Genomic DNA, 18,709 nt, shown 5'->3' with positions numbered 1-18,709 from the left:
GCGTGACCGATCCCGCGCTCGCCCAGCACACCCCGCGCTCCCTGATCGTGACGTACTACGGCGCCTACGGCCGTGGCGCCGACCGCACCGGGGTGCCCGAGACGGTGCCGGTGGCCACGCTGATCCGGCTGCTCGGCGCGGTGGGCGTGGACCCGCCGTCGGTGCGTTCGGCGGTCTCCCGGCTCAAGCGGCGCGGGCTGCTGGTGCCCGCGAAGACGGCGCGGGGCGCGGCCGGTTACGCGCCCTCGCCCGACGCCGTCCAACTCCTGGACGACGGCGACCGGCGCATCTACGGCCGCCTGGACGCCTACCGCCTGACCACCCGCCCCGCGACCACCCCCGACGCGTCAGACACGCGCGGCGCGTCCGGCACACGGGGCGCTCCGGGCGCGCGTGACGGCGCGGTGGGCGCGGAGGCGGGCGACTGGTTGCTCGCCGTCTTCTCGGTGCCCGAACACGAACGCAACAAGCGCCACCTGTTGCGCTCCCGGCTCGCCCGGCTCGGCTTCGGCACCGCCGCGCCCGGCGTGTGGATCGCCCCGGGCCAGCTGTACGAGGAGACCCGGCACACCCTGAACCGGCTGGGCCTGGCCGGGTACGTGGACCTGTTCCGGGGCGCGCACACGGGCTTCGAGGCGACGGCCGAGGCGGTGCGCCGGTGGTGGGACCTGGACGCGCTGGCCGCCCGGCACCTCGCCTTCCTCGCCACCCACGAGCCGGTGCTCCGGCGCTGGACACGGCGGACCACCGTGCCGCCGGCCGACGCCTACCGGGACTACCTGCTGGCCCTCGACTCCTGGCGCGCCCTCCCCTACGCCGACCCGGGGTTGCCGCCGGCGCTGCTGCCTGCGCACTGGCCGGGTGAGCGTTCGGCGCGCGTGTTCGCGGGCCTGCACGACCGACTGCGGGACGCGGGCGCGGTGTTCGCGCGCGAGGAGTCGGGCTGAGGCGGCGGGTCCGGGCGTGTCCGGCCCGTGCCGGCCGGCTCGCTCAGGACGGGTCGGGGTCGGGTGGGGGCGTGGAGCGGCTGGCGGCGGCGTAGCGGCGGGCCAGCGTGGCGCACGCGGCGGCCAGTTCGGGCGGGCCGACCACCGCGATGTCGCTGCCGAACGTGCCGATGAGGGCGGCGAGCCCGGTCCACGACCAGGCGCCGAGGGTGAGCCGGCAGCGGTTCGCGCCGACCTCCTCCGCCCGGGCGCCGCCCGGCGCCCAGCGGGCGATCACGGTGGCCGGCGCGTCGAGCGGGACCACGCCACGGCAGGGCCAGGGGTCGGGGACGTCGCCCCGGTCGAGTCCGCCGGTGACGAACGGCGCCGGGTCGGTGCTCGGCGGGGCGCGTGGGGTGAAGCGGGCGGCGGGGGCGGGCCGGGGGTGACGCGGTCCACGCGGAAGGCGGCCCAGGCGGCCCGGCCGAGGCCCAGGCGAGCGGGTACCAGCGCCCCGACCAGACGGCCAGCCGGTGCGGCTCCACGCGACGCGACCTCGCCTGGGAAGCCTGCCCGCCCGGCGCCGGCCCGCCCCATGGCTGCCCGCCCGGCGACCGCGCGTCGTGGGATGGCCTGTCACGGGGGTGCCCGCCGTGGGGTGCTCCCCCTGGTCCAGGGCCGCGACCGGGGCCGGCCCTGGTGGGGGTTCGTCCTGCTGGCCGCGTCCGTACCCACCGGTGTGCTCCTGTGGCACCACGGGCGGCGGCTGACCGCGCGCGGTGAGCCGCCCCTCCTCGATCCGGCGCTGCCGCGCGTGCGGGCGTTTCGCGCGGGCCTGGCCGCCTCCGCGCTGTTCTTCGGGGCGATCGGGGCGTTCTTCCTGATGCTCTCCCTCTATCTCCAGTGGGGCACCGGACGGTCGGACCCGGAGACGGGGCTGGTCGTCCTCCCGTACGCGATCGGCTCGATCCTCACCTCCGGCATCGGCGTGCGGTACGCGGAGCGCGCCGGGCGGCCTGCCCTGCTCGTCTGCGGCACGCTCGCCCCTGGCCCTCGCGCAGGGGCTGTTGCTGCTCGTCGTACGGGAGGGGGCGACGCCCTCGTACGGGGAGTTGGCGGCGCCGCTGTTCGTCGGCGGACTGAGGCTCGGGCTGAGCGCGCCGTTGCCGGTGAACGTGATCCTGGCCGGGGTGCCGGCCCGGGACGTGGGCGCGGCGGGGGGGGTGTGCTCACCACCGTCGACCAGATGGGCAACGCGCTGGGGGTGGCCGCGCTGGGGGCGCTGTTCTTCGCCGAGTGGGACTCCGCCCATGGCCAGGGCGCGGCTCCGCTCGCCGCGTACGGCCAGGCTCTGGGCGCGGTGTCGCCCTGGCGGACCGCGTGTGACCGCGCGGCGGCGGCGCTGATGCTGGCGCCGCCCAGGACGGCGGAACCTGCCTGACACACGGCGGGCCTGAGGCGCGGCCTGGCAGGTGGGGGGCCGGGCAGGCGCGGGGCTGAGCTGGCGCACATCGAGGCGGGCGGCCGGGCGGAGTGAGGTGGGTGGGGCCGGCCGTGACCGGGCGCGGGATTCGGGGGCGCGGATGCGGCGGCGGGGGCCTGGGGCGGTACGCGCTGACCAGGGCGGCTCCCGGTCGCCGGCGCGGCGGCCGAGGGGTGAAGGGCCGGGCGTGGATTGGGGGTTGGCGGGCGGGCCGTGGGCGTGGGGCGCCGTCGTGTGGGCGCGCTCCCGCACTGAACCCCCACCACCTGCGCGAACAGCGTCACGCACCACCTAGGCTACTGATCATGTCTACGTCACACAGCCCCCGTCAGCATCGTCAGCACCAGCGATCCGGCCCGGCGCGGTCGCGTCGCCGCGCGACCGTCCTCGCCGCGGCCGGCCTCGGCCTGGTTCTCGCGCTGAGCGGATGCAACGAGGACGCCGACGGGGGCACGGACGAGGGCGCCAAGGGCTCCTCGTCCCAGCCCGCGACCGACGGCTCGTCCGCGCCCGCCTCCCCCGGCGCCGCGACGCCGGCCGCGCCCGCCGGCGACAAGCCGGTCGTCGCCGGGTGGCAGACGCAGACCCGCGCGGAACACCACTTCCGCTACGACGTGCCCGCCACCTCGGCGCGGTGGAAGCTCATCGACCAGAACACCGCCCTGTCCTACACCGACAAGGACGGTGAGCCGATCGTCGTGATGACCGGTGCCGCCAACTACCGTGAGGGCGGCTGCGCGTCCAGCCCCAACCCCAAGGCGCTGGGCGAGGCCGGCAAGGGCCAGCTCGCCACCGTCGGCACCACCGGCGGCGGCAAGGACGGCACGCTCCAGGAGAACGCCCGCAACTGGGCGGGCAACTGGGGCTTCGCCGCGTACGGCGGCCCGGACCACAAGCCCAAGATCGAGGTCAGCCAGGCCAAGCCGTGGAACGAGGGCGGCATCACCGGGTTCACCGCGACCGCCAAGGTCACCGTCACCCACCGGCCGAGCCCCTGCGTGCCGGCCACGGCCGTCGTGCACAGCATCGCGCAGAAGCTGCCGGACGGCACCATGCACGGCTGGGTGATCTACGCGGACCAGGGCGTCCCCAACGCGCTGACCGACGCCGAGATCAAGAAGGTCATGAGCACCGTACGCACCACGAACGGCTGACCCGAGCCCCACTGGTCCGCAACCCCACTGGCCCGGAACTCCGCCGGCCCGGGAGCACGTCGCCCCGGGGGCCCGGCCGGCCCGCGCGCACCGCACCACCGTCCCACCCGCACCGCCGCCCCGCCCCAGGCCCAGGCCCAGGCCCCCGGGCCGCTCGCGCCGCGGCCGGCCCCGGGGAGGCTGGTGGGGCCGGCCGCGCGCCACGCCGGGGCGCACCCGACGCGGCCCGGTGCCCCGGTGCCGGGGCGGTGCGCGCTCAGCCGGCGCGCGGGGCGCGCAGAGTCAGACGCGGCTTGGGGTCCTCCGTGCGTCCGGTGGGCGGCCGGCGGCTGCCGGCCTGGTAGGGCGTCGGCCAGGGCGCGCCCGGGCCGCTGTACCCCTGCTCGGCCGCCGCGTGCAGCGTCCAGTGCGGGTCGTACAGGTGCGGTCTGGCCAGCGCGCACAGGTCGGCCCGGCCGGCCAGCAGCAGCGAGTTGACGTCGTCCCAGGAGGAGATGGCGCCCACCGCGATGACCGGCACGCCGAGTTCGTTGCGGATGCGGTCGGCGTAGGGCGTCTGGTACGAGCGGCCCCTCTCGGGCTGTTCGTGGGCCACGACCTGGCCGGTGGAGACGTCGATGGCGTCGGCGCCGTGCGCGGCGAACGCCGCGGCGATGGCGACGGCCTCCTCGGCCGTGGTGCCGCCGGGTGCCCAGTCGGTCGCGGAGACGCGCACCGTCATCGGCGCGTGCGCGGGCCAGACGGCGCGTACCGCGTCGAAGACCTCCAGTGGGTAGCGCAACCGGCCGGCCAGGTCGCCGCCGTAGGCGTCGGTGCGCTGGTTGGTCAGCGGGGAGAGGAAGCCGGAGAGCAGATAGCCGTGGGCGCAGTGCAGTTCGAGCAGGTCGAAACCGGCGCGGGCGGCGCGCAGCGCGGCGGCCACGAACTGCTCGCGGATCTCGGCGAGGCCGGCGGCGTCCAGTGCGTGCGGCACCTGGCTCACGCCGGGCCGGTAGGGCAGCGGGGAGGGGGCCACCAGCGGCCAGTTGCCGCTGGGCAGCGGCTCGTCGACGCCCTGCCACATCAGCCGGGTGGAGCCCTTGCGTCCGCTGTGCCCGAGTTGGACGCCGATCGCCGCGCCGGGTGAGGCGGTGTGCACGAAGTCGGTGATCCGCCGCCAGGCCCCCTCGTGCTCGTCCGCGTACAGGCCCGCGCAGCCGGGGGTGATGCGCCCGGTGGGGCTCACGCACACCATCTCGGTCATCACCAGCCCGGCGCCGCCCTGCGCGCGGGCGCCCAGGTGGACCAGGTGGAAGTCGCGCGGGGTGCCCTGGGTGGCGGAGTACATGTCCATCGGGGAGACCACGACGCGGTTGCGCAGGGTCAGTCCGCGCAGGGTGAGCGGGGTGAACATGGGCGGGGTGTGCGGCGGCAGGCCCGCCTCGCGCTCGACGGCGGCGACGAAGTCCGCGTCCCGCAGTCGCAGGTTCTCGTGGGTGACCCGGCGGCTGCGGGTGAGCAGGTTGAACGCGAACTGGCGCGGCGGCTGGTCCAGGTAGTCGGCCAGGTGCTCGAACCAGCGCAGGCTCGCGCCGGCCGCGCGCTGGGTGGAGGCCACCACGGGCCGCCGCTCGGCCTCGTACGCGGCGAGCGCCTCGGCGACGGTGGGGTGTTCCTCCAGGCAGGCGGCGAGCGCGAGCGCGTCCTCGACGGCGAGTTTGGTGCCCGAGCCGATGGAGAAGTGCGCGGTGTGCGCGGCGTCGCCGAGGAGCACGACGGGCCCGTGGGACCAGCGCTCGTTGGTGACGGTACGAAAGGCCGTCCAGGCCGAGGCGTTGCCGCGCAGCGGCCGGCCGCCGAGCGCGTCGGCGAACAGTTCCGCGCACGCCCGCGCGGACTCCTCCTCGTCGTACCCGTCCAGTCCGGCCGCCCGCCACACCTCCTCGCGGGCCTCGACGATGACGGTGCTGGCGCCGGCCGCGTGAGAGCCGTCGGCGGGGGCGTGGGGGGTGCCGTCGGCGGGCGGTCGTGGGGCACGGGCGTAGGGGTAGGCGTGCAGTTGCAGTACGCCGTGCGGGGTCTGGGCGACCTCGAAGCGGAAGGCGTCGAGCGCGAAGTCGGCGGCCAGCCAGATGTACCGGCAGCGGTGCGTGGTGATCCGCGGCGCGAAGACGTCGGCGTGCGCGGTGCGGGTGGCGCTGTGGACACCGTCGGCGGCCACGACCAGGTCGTGGTCGCGGGCGAGGACGGCGGCCGGCGGCGCGGGGGTGCGCGTGTGCAGGACGACGCCCAGCGCGCGGCAGCGCGCGTGCAGGATCTCCAGGAGCCGCTGGCGGCCCAGGGCAGCGAAGCCGTGGCCCCCGGAGGTCAGCACCCGGCCGTCGCGCACCACGTCGATGCTCTCCCAGCGCACGAACTCGCGGCTGAGCGCCTGGTAGACCACCGGGTCGGCGTGCTCGATGCCGCCCAGCGTCTCGTCCGAGAGCACCACGCCGAAGCCGAACGTGGTCCGTGGCTCGCCCCGCTCCCAGACGGCGACCTCGCGCTGTGGGCGCAACCGCTTGAGCAGCGCGGCGGCGTACAGGCCGGCGGGTCCGCCGCCGATGACCGCGACCCGCGCGGCGACGGGGCCGGGCACGGTCACCGCCCCTGCCAGGCGGGCGGGCGCTTGCCGGTGAAGGCCGCGTGGAACTCGGCGTAGTCGGCGCTGTTCATCAGCAGGGCCTGGGTCGCGGCGTCCAGTTCGATGGCGGCGGCCAGCGGCATGTCGAGTTCGGCGGTGAGCAGTGCCTTGGTCTGGGCGTATCCCAGGGCGGGGCCCTGGGCGAGGCGGTGGGCCAGCCGGGTGGCCTCGGCGTCCGCCTGTCCCTCGTCGGTGAGCTGGCTGAGCAGGCCGATGCGCTCGGCCTCGGCGGCGCGCACCGGCTCGCCGAGCATGAGCAGCCGGGTGGCGTGTCCGAGGCCGACGACGCGGGGCAGCAGGTAGGCCGCGCCCATGTCGCCGCCGGAGAGGCCGACCCGGGTGAACAGGAACGCGAACCGGGCGCTCGGGTCGGCGATCCGGAAGTCGGCGGCCAGCGCGAGCACCGCGCCGGCGCCCGCGGCGACCCCGTGCACCGCGGCGATCACGGGGAACGGGCACTCCCGCACCGCCCGCACCACCTGCCCGGTCATCCGGTTGAAGTCGAGCAGCGCGTCGGTGCCCATGCCCAGCGTGGCCCCGATGATCTCGTCGACGTCGCCCCCGGAGCAGAACCCGCGCCCCGCGCCGGCCAGTACCAGGGCGCGTACGGAACGGCTCCGGGACAGCTCGGCCAGCAGATCCCGCAGGTCGGCGTAGGCACCGAAGGTCAGCGCGTTGAGCTTGTCGGGACGGGCCAGGGTGACGGTGGCCACGGCGCCGTCGAGGGTGAGCCGCAGGTGCTCCCACTCCCGTGTTGGCGACGCCGAGCCGGTGAACGGACTCATACGCATGGCCTCCTTGAGCCGTACGGCAGGTGCCCGCAGCCCTTCGAAGCTATCACCCGTTCGTGACTTCCGTCACGGGTACGCGATATGCGGCGAGCGCGGCGGCCCCTCGGTCCGTCCGCTCGTCAGCCCGTCAGCCCGTCAGCCCGGGATGTGGGTCACCGCTGGCGCGTCCCGGTCCTGGCCCTGCTCCGGGTCCCGGCTCCGACCCCGGTCGGGGTCCCGCTCCGGATCCCGGCTCCGATCCCGATCCCGGTCAGGGCCCTGGCCCGGGTGCTGGGGCTGGCCCTGGGGCTGGTCCGGGTCCTGGGGTCGGGCCGCGCGCAGCCGGGAGTGCCGTCGCCCGTACCCCAGGTACAGACCCACCCCCACCAGTAGGAAGACGCCGAACTGCAGCCAGGTCGCCGTGCCCGTTCCGTAGATCAGATAGCCGCAGCAGGCGATGCCGAGCAGCGGGGGCAGCGGGAAGAGCGGGGTGCGGAAGGGGCGGGAGAGGTCCGGGCGGGAGCGGCGCAGCACGATCACGGCGACGTTGACGATCACCATGGCCGACAGCGTGCCGATCGTGGTCAGGTCGAGCACCACCTTGAGCGGCACCACGGCCGCCGGCACCGCGAACACCGCGGCGACGATCCACGTGCCGGCGACCGGCGTCGCCGTCTTCGGCGAGATCCGCTCGAAGACGCCGGGGATCAGGCCGTCCCGGGACATGGACATCAGGATGCGGGTCTGCCCGTAGGTCACCGTGAGGACCACCGAGGCGATGGCCACGATCGCGCCGAAGGCGATCACGCCGCCACCCACCGCGGAGCCGGTGACCCGGTTGACGATCAGCGACAGGGCCGCCGGCTTGCCGGCCACCTCGTCGGCCGACAGCGCGCCGATGGCGGCCAACGCGACCAGGCAGTACAGCAGCGTGACCACGCCGATACAGACCATGATCGCCAACGGAACGGTCCGACGCGGGTTCTTCACCTCCTCGCCGGCGGTGGTGATCGCGTCGAAGCCGATGTAGGAGAAGAAGGCGACGGAGGCCCCGGAGGTCACCCCGGCCAGCCCGTGCGCCGCGAACGGGGTGAGGTTGCCCCCGTCGAACGCCGTGAAGGCGATGGCGCAGAACAGCGCGAGGACCCCGAGCTTGAGGACCGCCATGGCCGCCGTCGCGCGGGCGCTCTCCCGCACCCCGCGCACCAGCAGCGACGCGGCCAGCGCGATGACCACGACGGCCGGGACGTTGACGATGCCGCCTTCGCCGGGCGGATTGGAGAGCGCGGCGGGCAACTGCCAGCCGAACACGCTGTGCAGCAACTCGTTCAGGTACTGGCCCCAGCCCACCGCGACGGCCGACACCGAGACGCCGTACTCCAGGAGCAGACACCAGCCGGTGATGAACGCCACGCCCTCGCCCAGGGTGGCGTACGCGTAGGAGTAGGAGCTGCCCGAGACCGGGATGGCGCCGCCGAGCTCGGCGAAGGAGAAGGCGGTCAGTACGCAGGTCACGGCCGCCAGGACGAAGGTGAGCACGGTGGCCGGCCCGGCCTCGGCGACCGTGTCCGAGAGCCCGACGAAGATGCCGGTGCCCACGATCGCGCCGACGCCGAAGCACACGAGCTGGAACAGGCCCATGGTGCGGCGCAGGCCGTGCCCCGCGCGGTCCGCGCCGGACTCGGCGATAAGGACGTCGGGCGACTTGACGCGGAGTGGACGCGAGGGCATGCGGTGGTTCTCTTCCGTGGGACTGGCGGGCGGTGCGGGAGGATCGCCTCGCCCGCGACCACGGCACACGGCGGCCCGGCCCTGTCGATCAGGCGCGGTGGGGGCCGGGCGCGGCACGCTCGGGCGGCGTCGGCCGAGCCGACGCGGCGAAAAGGGGCCCGCGGCGGTACGCCCGAACCCCACTTCCGTTCACCATGCTAAGCGCCCCGGCCGCATGATTGCGCAGCAGAGCGTATGACTATTCACTCATCGCGGGCCAGCGTGGCGACCATCATGGCCTTGATCGTGTGCATCCGGTTCTCCGCCTCGTCGAAGACCACCGAGTACGCGGACTCGAACACCTCGTCCGTGACCTCCAGGGAGGTCAGCCCGTACCGCGCGTGGATGTCACGGCCGACACTCGTCCCCAGGTCGTGGAAGGCCGGCAGACAGTGCAGGAACCGCACGTCGGGGTTGCCCGTGGCGCGCAGCACGTCCATCGTCACCGCGTACGGGCGCAACAGCGCGATGCGCTCGTCCCACACCTCGCTCGGCTCGCCCATGGAGACCCACACGTCGGTGGCGACGAAGTCCGCGCCGCGCACGCCCTCCGCGACGTCCTCGGTGAGCGTGAGACGGGCCCCCGAGTCGGCGGCGAGCCGGCGGGCGTGCGCCACGACCTCGTCGGCGGGCCACAGGGCGCGCGGGGCGACCACGCGTACGTCCATGCCGAGCAACGCGCCGGTGACCAGGTAGGAGTGCCCCATGTTGGCGCGGGCGTCGCCGAGGCAGGCGTACGCCACCTCGGTCAGCGGCTTGGTCGTGTGCTCGGTCATGGTCAGCACGTCGGCCAGCATCTGCGTGGGGTGCCACTCGTCGGTGAGGCCGTTGTAGACCGGCACCCCGGCGTGCGCGGCCAGTTCCTCGACGATCGACTGGCCCGCGCCCCGGTACTGGATCGCGTCGAACATCCGGCCGAGGACCCGCGCGGTGTCCTTGACCGACTCCTTGTGACCGAGCTGCGAACCCGCGGGGTCGAGATAGGTGGTCGAGGCGCCCTGGTCGGCCGCCGCGACCTCGAAGGCGCAGCGGGTACGGGTCGAGGTCTTCTCGAATATGAGCGCCACGTTCTTCCCGGACAGCCGCCTGACCTCGGCGCCCGCGCGCTTGGCGGCCTTGAGCTCGGCGGCCAGCTCCACCAGGCGCAGGAACTCGTCCGCGGTGAAGTCCAGCTCCTTGAGGAAGTGACGGCCGAAGAGGTCGCTCGCCATGGCAGGCTCCTAGGTCGCAGCGTTCGGGAACCTCGGAAGCATATACGTATGGCGGCATTTATATGCAACCGTGTCCGCTCCCCCGCCGCCCGGCCCCACGCGCACCGGCACCCGACGCCCTGCCAGGATGCCCGGCCCCCTCGCCCGCGACACCCTCCGCCCAGCGCTCTTCGCCCGCTCCCCCACCTCCCTTCACTCTCCCGCCGCTCCCACGACATCCCCCGCCCCGCGCCCCGACGCCCCTCCTCCGGAGGCGCCCCCACCGCCCCGCGCCCGCAGTCGCGCACCCGCGCCCCGCTCCGGCCCCCGGGGAGCCGCGCGGCGGGGTCGGCCTCCGACGCGTCGGAGGCGCCCCGCCGCGCGTGGCGGCCAAGCGGTACGTCCCGTGGGTGAGGGCCGGTGGCGGGTCCTCACACCGCGTCGCGCTCCACCGGGCAGCTCATGCACCGGGGCCCGCCCCGACCGCGACCGAGTTCGCTGCCCGGGATGGTGATCACCTCGATGCCGCACTTGCGCAGATAGGTGTTGGTGGTGGCGTTGCGCTCGTACGCGACGACCACGCCCGGCTCGACGGCCAGCACGTTGCACCCGTCGTCCCACTGCTCGCGCTCGGCGGCGTGCACGTCCTGTGTGGCGGTCAGCACCCGGATCGAGTCCAGGCCCAGCGCGGCGGCTATGGCCCGGTGCATGTGCTCCGGCGGGTGGTCGGTGACCTTGAGGTCCCGCTCCTCCACCCCCGGCTCGATGGTGTACGACCGCAGCATCCCCAGGCCCGCGTACTGCGTGAAGGTGTCCCCGTCCACCATCGTCATCACCGTGTCCAGGTGCATGAACGCCCGCCCCTTGGGCATGTCGAGCGCCACGATCGTACGGGCCGAACCGGCCGCGAACAGCCCGCGCGCCAGCATCTCCACCGCCTGCGGGGTGGTCCGCTCGCTCATACCGATCAACACCGCGCCGTTGCCGATCACCAGCACGTCGCCGCCCTCGATGGTGGACGGAAACGCCGCCTGCCCCTCCGACCACACGTGGAAGTCCGTGCGCGCGAACAGCGGGTGGTGCCGGTACACCGCCTCATAGTGCACCGTCTCGTGCCAACGCGCCGGCCAGCGCATCGCGTTGATCGACACCCCGTCGTACACCCAGGCCGAGGCGTCGCGCGTGAAGAGGTGGTTGGGCAGCGGATGCACGACGAAGTCGTCCGGCTCCATCGCGTGGAAGCGCACCGACACCGGCTCCGGGCGCCGCTCCAGGAACTCCCGCTTGGTCTGGCCGCCCACCAGCGCCTGCGCCAACTCCGGCGCCGACAACTCCTCGAAGGCGGCCCGCAGGTGATCGGTCGCCAGCGGTCCGTACTCCTTCTCGTCGAAGACCCGGTCCAACACCAGGGAGCGCGCCTCGGGCACCGCGAGGCTCTCGGCCAACAGATCACCGAAGAGATGCACCTCCACCCCCCGGTCGCGCAGGACGTCGGCGAACCCGTCGTGCTCCTGTCTGGCCCGCCGCACCCACAGCACGTCATCGAACAGGAGCGCGTCCTTGTTGGTCGGAGTGAGCCGCTTCAGCTCCAGGTCGGGGCGGTGCAAGATGACGCGACGGAGCCGCCCGGCCTCGGAGTCGACATGGAATCCCATGCCCCTATCCTCACCCCAAGCCGCCTCCCCGCACATCGCTCGCGGCACCTCCCGCACCACTTCCCCCCTCCTCGCCGCCCCCACGGCAGCCGGCCGAAACCCGCCCCACCCGACCCCCACAAGCGTTACGCCACCGCCCCCAGCCTCCCTCGCCGCCAAGCCCACACCCCACCCTCCGCCGCCACCCCCGACCCACCCCCACGGCACTTGCCGACAGATGTCGGAAACCCCGCGCCCCGCCCCAGCCTCCCCCGCCCCGGCGCCCCGGCCTCCTTGGTCATCCGTGCATGGCCTTGGCGAGGTCGGCGATGCGGTCGGGGGCCACGCGGCAGCAGCCACCGATGAGTCGCGCCCCTTCGGCCTGCCACGCGGCGACTCGCCGTGGATCGAAGGTGTGGTGACCGCGCCAGTCCCGCGCTGTCGCGTCCCAGCCCTCTCCGCTGTTCGGGTAGACGACCACCGGTTTGCCGGTGACCAGCGCCGCCAGCCGTACCGCGCCGTCGGCGTCGGCGGGCGTGCAGCAGTTCACCCCCACGGCGATCACCTGGTCGTTGTCGGCCGCGAGGGCGAACGCCCGCTCCAGCGGCTGGCCGGCGCGGGTCGTGCGCCCCTGGATGCTGTACGAGAGCCATACCGGGATCGGGTGGCTCTCGGCCGCCCACAGCATCGCTTCCGCCTCGTCGATGTCCGGCACCGTCTCCAGGGCCAGCGCGTCGGGTCGCGCGGAGGCCAGTGCCGCGATGCGGGGCCGGTGGAAGTCCGTCAGCTCGCGCACGCTCAGCCCGTATCGGCCGCGGTACTCGCTGCCGTCGGCGAGCACCGCCCCGTAGGGGCCCACGGAGCCCGCCACCCACACCGTGCCGCTGGCGGCGGTTCTCGCGCGCGCCGGCTCTCCTCCGCCCGGCTCGCCCCCGCCCGCGCGGTCGGTCGCGAGGTCGGCCCTCGCCGGTTCCTCGCGTGCGCGGGCGGTGGTGTCGCCGCTCGGGCCGCTGCGGCCACCGGGGCTCGCCGCTTCGCCCCTCCCACTCGTCGTACGCCTGCCCTCCGCGCCGTGGTGCGGTCCCGCGGCCGCGGGGTTGCCCGTCCCCGGGTCGCCCGTCTCGGGCTGGTCCGCCCTCGGGTAGTCCGCCCCCGCGCGAGCCGCCGCTCGGCGGGCCAGGTGGACGCTCTGCCGCAGGAGCGCGTCCACCTGCCGCCGATCCAGGCCCCGGCGGGCGAAGCCCTGGTAGCTGACCTGGTAGCTGGCGGTGATCAGTACCTGGGCGCCGGCTCTGACGTAGGCCGCGTGGGCCGCCTCGATCTGCGCCGGGTCGTCGTCGAGCAGACGGGCCGACCACAGGTCGTCGGACAGGTCGCAGCCCTGTGCCACCAGTTGGTTGGAGAGCCCGCCGTCGAGTACGAGCGCTCCGCGCGCGAGGGCCTGGGCCAGCGTGGGCCGGGAACCGGCGGGCGGTACCGGCCCGGGCGGGTCCCCGTGACGGGGTGGTTCGGCGGCGGGCGTCATGACCGGGGTGTCCTCAGGCGAGTGGGGAGCGCACCTGGGAGGAGATCAGCTCCAGGTGGTCGAGGTCGTCGAGGTCGAGGATCTGCAGGTAGATCCGGGAGGCGCCGGTCGCGGCGTACCGACCGATCTTGTCCAGCACCTCGGCCGGCGAACCCGCGAGGCCGTTCTCCTTGAGTTCGGCCACGTCCCGGCCGATGGCGGCGGCGCGGCGGGCCACCTCGCGGTCGTCCTTGCCGACGCAGGCCACCAGCGCGCTGGAGTACACCAGGTCGTCGGCCTTGCGGCCGGCCGCCTCGGCTGCCGCGCGCACCCGGTCGAACTGTCGCTGGCTGTCCTCGATGGACGCGAAGGGGATGTTGAACTCGTCGGCGTAGCGGGCTGCCAGTCGGGGGGTGCGGACCGCGCCGTGGCCGCCGATGAGGATCGGCACCTTGGGCTGGGCGGGCTTGGGCAGGGCGGGTGAGTCGGTGAGCTGGTAGTGCGTCCCGTCATGGGTGTACGTCTGGCCGGGGGGTGTGTTCCACAGGCCGGTGACGATCTCCAGCTGCTCCTCGAGTCGCGCGAACTTCTCCTTGGGGAACGGGATGCCGTAGGCGCGGTGTTCCTCCTCGAACCATCCGGAGCCCAGGCCGAGTTCGACACGTCCGCCGGACATCTGGTCCACCTGGGCGACCTGGATGGCCAGCACGCCCGGCAGCCGGAAGGTGCCGGCGGTCATCAGGGTGCCGAGGCGGATTCGGCTGGTCTCGCGGGCGAGGCCGGCCAGGGTGATCCAGGCGTCCGTGGGGCCCGGCAGCCCGTCGGCGTTGCCCATGCGCAGATAGTGGTCGGAGCGGAAGAAGGCGTCGAAGCCCAGGTCTTCGGTGGCCCTGGCGACGGTGAGGAGGGTGTCGTAGCTGGCCCCCTGCTGGGGCTCGGTGAAGATGCGTAGGTCCATGGTTTCCATCCTGCCTGCTTCGGGGCGTGCCGCCGAGACGTCCTGGCCCGTGTCCGGTGTGCGCCGGGTGGGCGGCCCTCGTACGGGGTGGTGGCCGGGGTTCGCGTCGGGTGGGGGCCGCGGTGCCCGCTGGCGGGGGTTGCGGGCCGGGGCGGGGTTCGTGTCGCGTCGCCGGTCAGGCGGCGCCGCCTTCGGCGCGGACCGGGAGTTCGCGCAGCATGCCGAAGACGCGGTCCCGGGACTCGTCCGCGGCGTCCACGGCTTCGACGCACTGCCAGTACAGCCCCTCCTCGGCTCCGCAGGCCACCTCGACCAGGGCGATGCCCACGTCGCCGAGCAGCACCCCCAGCGCGAGGAGTGCGCGCCGGGGGTCGCGCACTTCCGTTAACTGCCTGGCCCGTATCGCCCCCGTGCGCAGGGTGGGGTGGTTGAGGGCGGGCCGCCTGAGCGCGCCGCAGGCTCGGCCGCCCGCCTCGCTCAGCCCCTCGGCCTCCCAGCGGGTGGTGAAGGAGGCGCTGCCCGCGAAGTAGCCGCCGATGGCCTCGGCGAGCGCCTGTGCCTGCCACGCTTCGGCGATGGTGTCCTGCACCGTGTCGGCCTGGGTCAGGGCCAGCCGAGTGGCCTCGATGAGTCGCCTTGCCTCCATGTCACATGCCCCTGTCCGCCGCGCGGTGATGGTTACTGGTTCGCTACCCAGAGTGATGAGTAACGGGCGGGAAAGCTAGGGGAATTCAGGAATCTGTGGACAACAGTTACGCTGTGGATAACTTAGCGACTACAAAGAGTGATGATCCGTGGTGGTGGACGGGGCAGCCCGGCGCGCGGGGAAGCGTTGTTCGTTGCGGTCGATCTTGGCGGAGAGCGCCCGCCGGGGGTCGATGTCCAGTGACTGGCAGAACTGCAGGAGGTAGGCGAGGACGTCGGCCACCTCGTCCTCGACCCGCGCCGCGGAAGCGGGGTCGGCCGTCACCGCGGCCGACTCCTCCGGCGTCAACCACTGGAAGATCTCCAGGAGTTCGGCGGCCTCGACGCTGAGCGCCGAGGCCAGGTTCTTGGGCGTGTGGAAGCGCCGCCAGTCGCGCGCCGCCGCGAAGTCGGCCAGTCGTCGCTGGAGTGCGGGCAGGTCAGGGGCGGGATCGGGTGCCTTGGTCACGCCCCAGGTCTACCACCGTCAGCCCGCGTACTCCGAAGGCGCCCTCCGCCCCGCCGGTCCCCCGCGTCCCTCCGCCCCCGCCGCGGTCCTCGCCCGGCCCGCCGCCACAGGACTCGGCGCGCGCGCCGTCGCGCTGGGCCACGAGGCCGCCGCCACGGTGGCCATGACCCGCCTTGGAGCGGCCCTCGCCCGCCGCCGCGCCCTCGCCCGGCACGTCGCCGCGCCCGCCGCCCTCCCCCACCACGGGCCGCTGACCTTCGCCCTCGCCAGCTGACGACAGCGTCAGCGGGACCTCGCGCACGGTGCCCACCAGCCGGATGTGGCCGCGTTCGCACATCCGGCCGGCCAGTTCGAGCAGCAGCCGCGCCTGGCGCCGGTCGAGGCACCGGTCGAAGCCGTCGGCCAGGACGGTCAGCGTCTGCAACGCGGGGAGCACGTCGGCCACCGGGTCCACGTCCAGTACGCCCGGCCCGGTCAGCAGCACGAGCGCGAGGCCCAGATAGCGCAGTTCGCCGTCGCCGAGCCGGTCCATCGGCATGTGCCCGAACTCGCCCAGGCCGAGCACGGCGCGCACCCCGACACCGGACCTGCCGGCCCCGCCCAGCGCGGCACGGCGCTCGGCCGGCATCCCGCGCCGGTCGGCCGTGGCGAGGCGGCCCTCACCCAGGCCACGGGCGGGTGTGCCGGTCCGTCGGCCGCTGATGGGGGCGCGTTCGGCGGTCTCGGCCGCCCCGTCGCGCTGCCCCGCGCCCTCGACGGTCAGCTCGGTCACGGCGGGGCCGGCGCAGCCCTCGCGTACGGCCTCCACCAGCGCGGCGTGGCGGGTGCCGCACTCCTTGCGGGTGCGGTAGAGCACGGCGGCGAGGTTGTCGCAGGCGCTGCGCAGGTGACCGTCCGAGCGCATGGCGGGGCCGCGCATGGCCTCGGGGCGCGGGTCGCAGGGGAAGACGGAGCGCAGGGCCACCACGACCTGTTCGGCGGCGGCCAGGGCGAGTCGCTGGCCCGCCGTCTTGCCCGCGATGCGCAGGGGGAGCAGGGCGGTGGCCAGCCGGTCGTCGGGGAGCGGGGCGCGGGTGACGGGGACGGCTCCGGCGGTGTACCAGGCCGCCTGCACGGTGCGCCGCCCCGGGTCGCGTAGCGCGGTCTCCAGCAGGACCTCACCGGCGCCGGTCATGCGCTCCCCGACGATCCGCAGTTCGGGCTCGGCCTGGACCGCGACGTCCAGGTGGACCGGGCCGACGGGCCCGTCCACGGTGCAGCCGATGCGGAAGCCGCGCCGGCCCTGGACGTCGGGGCGGGCCTGTTGGGGGACGCAGCCGCTGGGGTCGGGGAAGACGTCGGTCAGGGGCTCGCCGGCCGCGAGTCGGGCCAGGGCCGCGTACGCCTCCAGGGCGCTGGACTTGCCGCTGCCACTGGGCCCGGTGAACAGCGTCACCGGACCCAGGGGGAAGACCGCGCGCCGGTGCGTCTTGTAGGCCGAGAGCCTCAGTTCGGATACGGCGGGCCGCTGGCCTGATGCGTTCATGGCGGGGAAGGTATCGCCGCTCGAATTTGCCGAACCGTTTGCTCGTCGTGGTGTTCCTACGATCGGGGGACGGAAACCCCTGTCATGGTCGTGAACGAGGGGCGCAGTTCGGGTTCGTCGACCTCGGTGCCGATCGGGGCGAGCAGGAAGACGTTGGTGTCGACGCGGTGCATGCCGCTGCCGAGTCCGAAGACGACTCCGCTGGAGAAGTCGAGGATGCGCTTGGCCACGTCGCTCTCGGCGCTGGTGAGGTCGAGGAGGACCGGGATCTGGGCCATCAGGTACTCGGCGACCTCGCGCGCGTCGGCGAAGGTCTGTACGCGGATGACGACGAACTGGCGCTGGTCCTCTTCGGGCTCCTCGTCCGGCAGGGCCCGGTGGTGCGGCCAGGACGGCCATGCGTTGTTGCCGCGCAGCGGGACGACTTCGGCGAGCCCCTCCCACTGTTCGTCGGTGACGTCGTGGCTGTTCACCGGTTCACCCCGCAGGCGTGCTCGCTGGATATGTGCATCGGGCGATTCTAGGGACACACACGGGCTCGTTTCGCGCACCGACACAGCTATCGGTGCAGGTAGTGACGTAGGCAACGGAGAGGGGACGGGGCCGGGAGCCGGAGCGTGCGCCCTGCGCCGCGCCGGATTCTCCGGCCGCGCTCGCGTCCCCCGACGCCGCACGTGGGCCGGCTCCGCGGTCCCGTCGTCCACACCCGCCGCCAGGTGGCCGGAGCGTGAAGGGCCGACCCTCGTCGGCACCTCCCCCGTTCCGCTCCAGCCACTCGCGCGGCCAACTCGCGCCGACGTCGCCGGTGCGTCGCCTCGGCGACGGACGCCTGGTGGCTCAACGGCCGTGCCGACGCGGGGAGGCCCCCGCCGGCCCCCCGTTTCGCCGTAGCCACCGACGTGTCGCGTCGACACCACCCGGGGCGCCTCCCCGAGACCAAAAGGACTCAGGGCAGCGCGAGTTGGAAGAGGCGGCGGCGAGCCCCCCGTTTTCGTGCTTCCCCCGACACCACCGCCTCTGTCTACGAGCATCACATGCCAACGGGGCAAAACTCAACGCCGTGTTGAGTTTTGTCGAAACTGCGTTATGAGCCATTCGAACAGCTACCGTGAGCCACATGGACGACAACGGGGACGAAGCAGCGCACAGAACGCTGCCTCCTCCGGCCGGGGTTCGGGGGCGCAGACGCCCTCGCCTGAGCCGGGGGGATCGTAGGGAGGCAGCCATCCTCGACAGCGTCGTCCGCCTCTTGCGCGACCGGCCCGCGAGGAAGATCACCATCGAGGAGATCGCCAAGGGCGCGGGCCTGTCCCGTCCCTCGGTGTACTTCTACTTCGACAGCAAGCAGGCCATCATCGACGCCGCCGTGCAGCGTGTGATGGGCACGTTGCTGACGACCGCGGCGGCTGCCGCGGGCGACGAGGACATCACGTTGGAGACCTCCCTCGAGGGGTTGATCAACAACGTTCTCGACACCTGGGTGGAACACGGTTCCCTGTTCTGCGCCGCCATCGACTACGTGGGGCGGGACATGGAGGCGCGCATAGCGTGGCGGGACGTGCTGGAGGCGGGTGCCGTGGAACTGGCCGCGATGCTCGAACGCGATCGCGGTCGCGGAATGGCCAAACCGGACGGGGACGCGCGAGCCCTGGCCGTGGCGGCGCACTGGATGGTCGAGCGCAACTGCTACATGCTCTTCAGCCGCGAGCACTCGCCGGCCGAGGAGGTCGCGCTGCGCACCACGATGGTGCTCAGCGCCCGCCGCATGCTGGGGCTCCCCGAGGCGACCACCGAGCCGTAGGTCGGCCGGGGCGCGAGCGACGGGCGGAGCGCCCGGACGGGCCGGCCTCGGGCGCGGCGGGAGGGCGCGGCGCCGGTCGGCGGGGCACACGGGACAGAGCGACAGACGGTACGTGGCGGTACGAAGCGGCCCCGGGGGTAACCTCCCGGGGCCGCTTCGCGCGCGGCGGGCCCCGCACG

General features: G+C 74.1%; 16 protein-coding genes. 4 read left to right on the top strand and 12 right to left on the bottom strand.

The window, feature by feature from the left end; all coding sequences use genetic code 11:
- Positions 1–2: 2 nt before the first annotated feature.
- Positions 3–947, top strand: coding sequence for a PaaX family transcriptional regulator C-terminal domain-containing protein (locus ACFVFR_RS06670; protein ID WP_383698573.1), 945 nt, complete (start codon positions 3–5; stop codon positions 945–947).
- Positions 948–990: 43 nt separating this feature from the next.
- Here ACFVFR_RS06670 and ACFVFR_RS06665 read toward each other — a convergent pair whose 3' ends face one another.
- The gene (locus ACFVFR_RS06665) at positions 991–1,566 is read right to left on the bottom strand and encodes a WYL domain-containing protein (RefSeq protein WP_383698572.1); all 576 of its coding nucleotides are present in this window, start codon (positions 1,564–1,566) and stop codon (positions 991–993) included.
- An 18-nt stretch (positions 1,567–1,584) separates the two neighbouring features.
- Between ACFVFR_RS06665 and ACFVFR_RS06660 the strand changes: the two genes are divergently transcribed.
- Together ACFVFR_RS06660 and ACFVFR_RS06655 are read left to right on the top strand one after the other, a co-directional pair.
- The gene (locus ACFVFR_RS06660) at positions 1,585–2,367 is read left to right on the top strand and encodes a hypothetical protein (RefSeq protein WP_383698571.1); all 783 of its coding nucleotides are present in this window, start codon (positions 1,585–1,587) and stop codon (positions 2,365–2,367) included.
- A gap of 347 nt (positions 2,368–2,714) precedes the next feature.
- The gene (locus tag ACFVFR_RS06655; protein ID WP_383698570.1) at positions 2,715–3,563 is read left to right on the top strand and encodes a hypothetical protein; all 849 of its coding nucleotides are present in this window, start codon (positions 2,715–2,717) and stop codon (positions 3,561–3,563) included.
- A gap of 256 nt (positions 3,564–3,819) precedes the next feature.
- Here the strand turns inward: ACFVFR_RS06655 and ACFVFR_RS06650 are convergent, their stop codons facing one another.
- From ACFVFR_RS06650 to ACFVFR_RS06600, 11 genes are all read right to left on the bottom strand, one after another.
- Positions 3,820–6,186: a bifunctional salicylyl-CoA 5-hydroxylase/oxidoreductase gene (locus ACFVFR_RS06650; RefSeq protein ID WP_383698569.1), complete on the bottom strand. Its 2,367-nt coding sequence runs from the start codon at positions 6,184–6,186 to the stop codon at positions 3,820–3,822.
- Complete coding sequence (locus ACFVFR_RS06645) at positions 6,183–7,010, bottom strand: enoyl-CoA hydratase family protein (RefSeq protein ID WP_383698568.1); 828 nt, start codon at positions 7,008–7,010, stop codon at positions 6,183–6,185. The genes ACFVFR_RS06650 and ACFVFR_RS06645 overlap by 4 nt, the downstream gene beginning before the upstream one ends.
- Before the next feature lie 141 nt (positions 7,011–7,151).
- On the bottom strand, positions 7,152–8,726 hold the full coding sequence (locus ACFVFR_RS06640; protein ID WP_383698567.1) for an amino acid permease: 1,575 nt from the start codon (positions 8,724–8,726) through the stop codon (positions 7,152–7,154).
- A 242-nt stretch (positions 8,727–8,968) separates the two neighbouring features.
- Positions 8,969–9,976 (bottom strand): ornithine carbamoyltransferase, encoded by a 1,008-nt coding sequence (gene argF, locus ACFVFR_RS06635; protein ID WP_383698566.1) that lies wholly within the window; start codon positions 9,974–9,976, stop codon positions 8,969–8,971.
- A 410-nt stretch (positions 9,977–10,386) separates the two neighbouring features.
- The gene (locus ACFVFR_RS06630; RefSeq protein ID WP_383698565.1) at positions 10,387–11,610 is read right to left on the bottom strand and encodes an arginine deiminase; all 1,224 of its coding nucleotides are present in this window, start codon (positions 11,608–11,610) and stop codon (positions 10,387–10,389) included.
- Between the two features lie 277 nt (positions 11,611–11,887).
- The gene (mmuM, locus tag ACFVFR_RS06625; RefSeq protein WP_383698564.1) at positions 11,888–13,114 is read right to left on the bottom strand and encodes a homocysteine S-methyltransferase; all 1,227 of its coding nucleotides are present in this window, start codon (positions 13,112–13,114) and stop codon (positions 11,888–11,890) included.
- A 13-nt stretch (positions 13,115–13,127) separates the two neighbouring features.
- Positions 13,128–14,051 (bottom strand): LLM class F420-dependent oxidoreductase, encoded by a 924-nt coding sequence (locus ACFVFR_RS06620; RefSeq protein ID WP_383698563.1) that lies wholly within the window; start codon positions 14,049–14,051, stop codon positions 13,128–13,130.
- A 175-nt stretch (positions 14,052–14,226) separates the two neighbouring features.
- A complete protein-coding gene (locus ACFVFR_RS06615) occupies positions 14,227–14,697 on the bottom strand; it encodes a DUF6099 family protein (RefSeq protein ID WP_383698562.1) in 471 nt (156 codons plus the stop codon).
- Positions 14,698–14,826: 129 nt separating this feature from the next.
- On the bottom strand, positions 14,827–15,204 hold the full coding sequence (locus tag ACFVFR_RS06610; protein ID WP_383698561.1) for a nucleotide pyrophosphohydrolase: 378 nt from the start codon (positions 15,202–15,204) through the stop codon (positions 14,827–14,829).
- A complete protein-coding gene (locus ACFVFR_RS06605; protein ID WP_383698560.1) occupies positions 15,176–16,729 on the bottom strand; it encodes an ATP-binding protein in 1,554 nt (517 codons plus the stop codon). The genes ACFVFR_RS06610 and ACFVFR_RS06605 overlap by 29 nt, the downstream gene beginning before the upstream one ends.
- A gap of 56 nt (positions 16,730–16,785) precedes the next feature.
- Positions 16,786–17,202 carry a cell division protein SepF gene (locus ACFVFR_RS06600; RefSeq protein WP_383698559.1) on the bottom strand — a complete coding sequence of 139 codons (417 nt, stop codon included), beginning with the start codon at positions 17,200–17,202 and terminating at the stop codon, positions 16,786–16,788.
- A gap of 644 nt (positions 17,203–17,846) precedes the next feature.
- Between ACFVFR_RS06600 and ACFVFR_RS06595 the strand changes: the two genes are divergently transcribed.
- Complete coding sequence (locus tag ACFVFR_RS06595) at positions 17,847–18,530, top strand: TetR/AcrR family transcriptional regulator (RefSeq protein WP_383698558.1); 684 nt, start codon at positions 17,847–17,849, stop codon at positions 18,528–18,530.
- Positions 18,531–18,709 lie beyond the last annotated feature (179 nt).

The sequence above is a fragment of the Streptomyces sp. NPDC057702 genome, from assembly GCF_042799315.1.
Classification (GTDB): domain Bacteria; phylum Actinomycetota; class Actinomycetes; order Streptomycetales; family Streptomycetaceae; genus Streptomyces.
The sequence above is the reverse complement of the archived record's forward strand: the minus strand, read 5'-3'. Positions and strand labels throughout refer to the sequence as shown.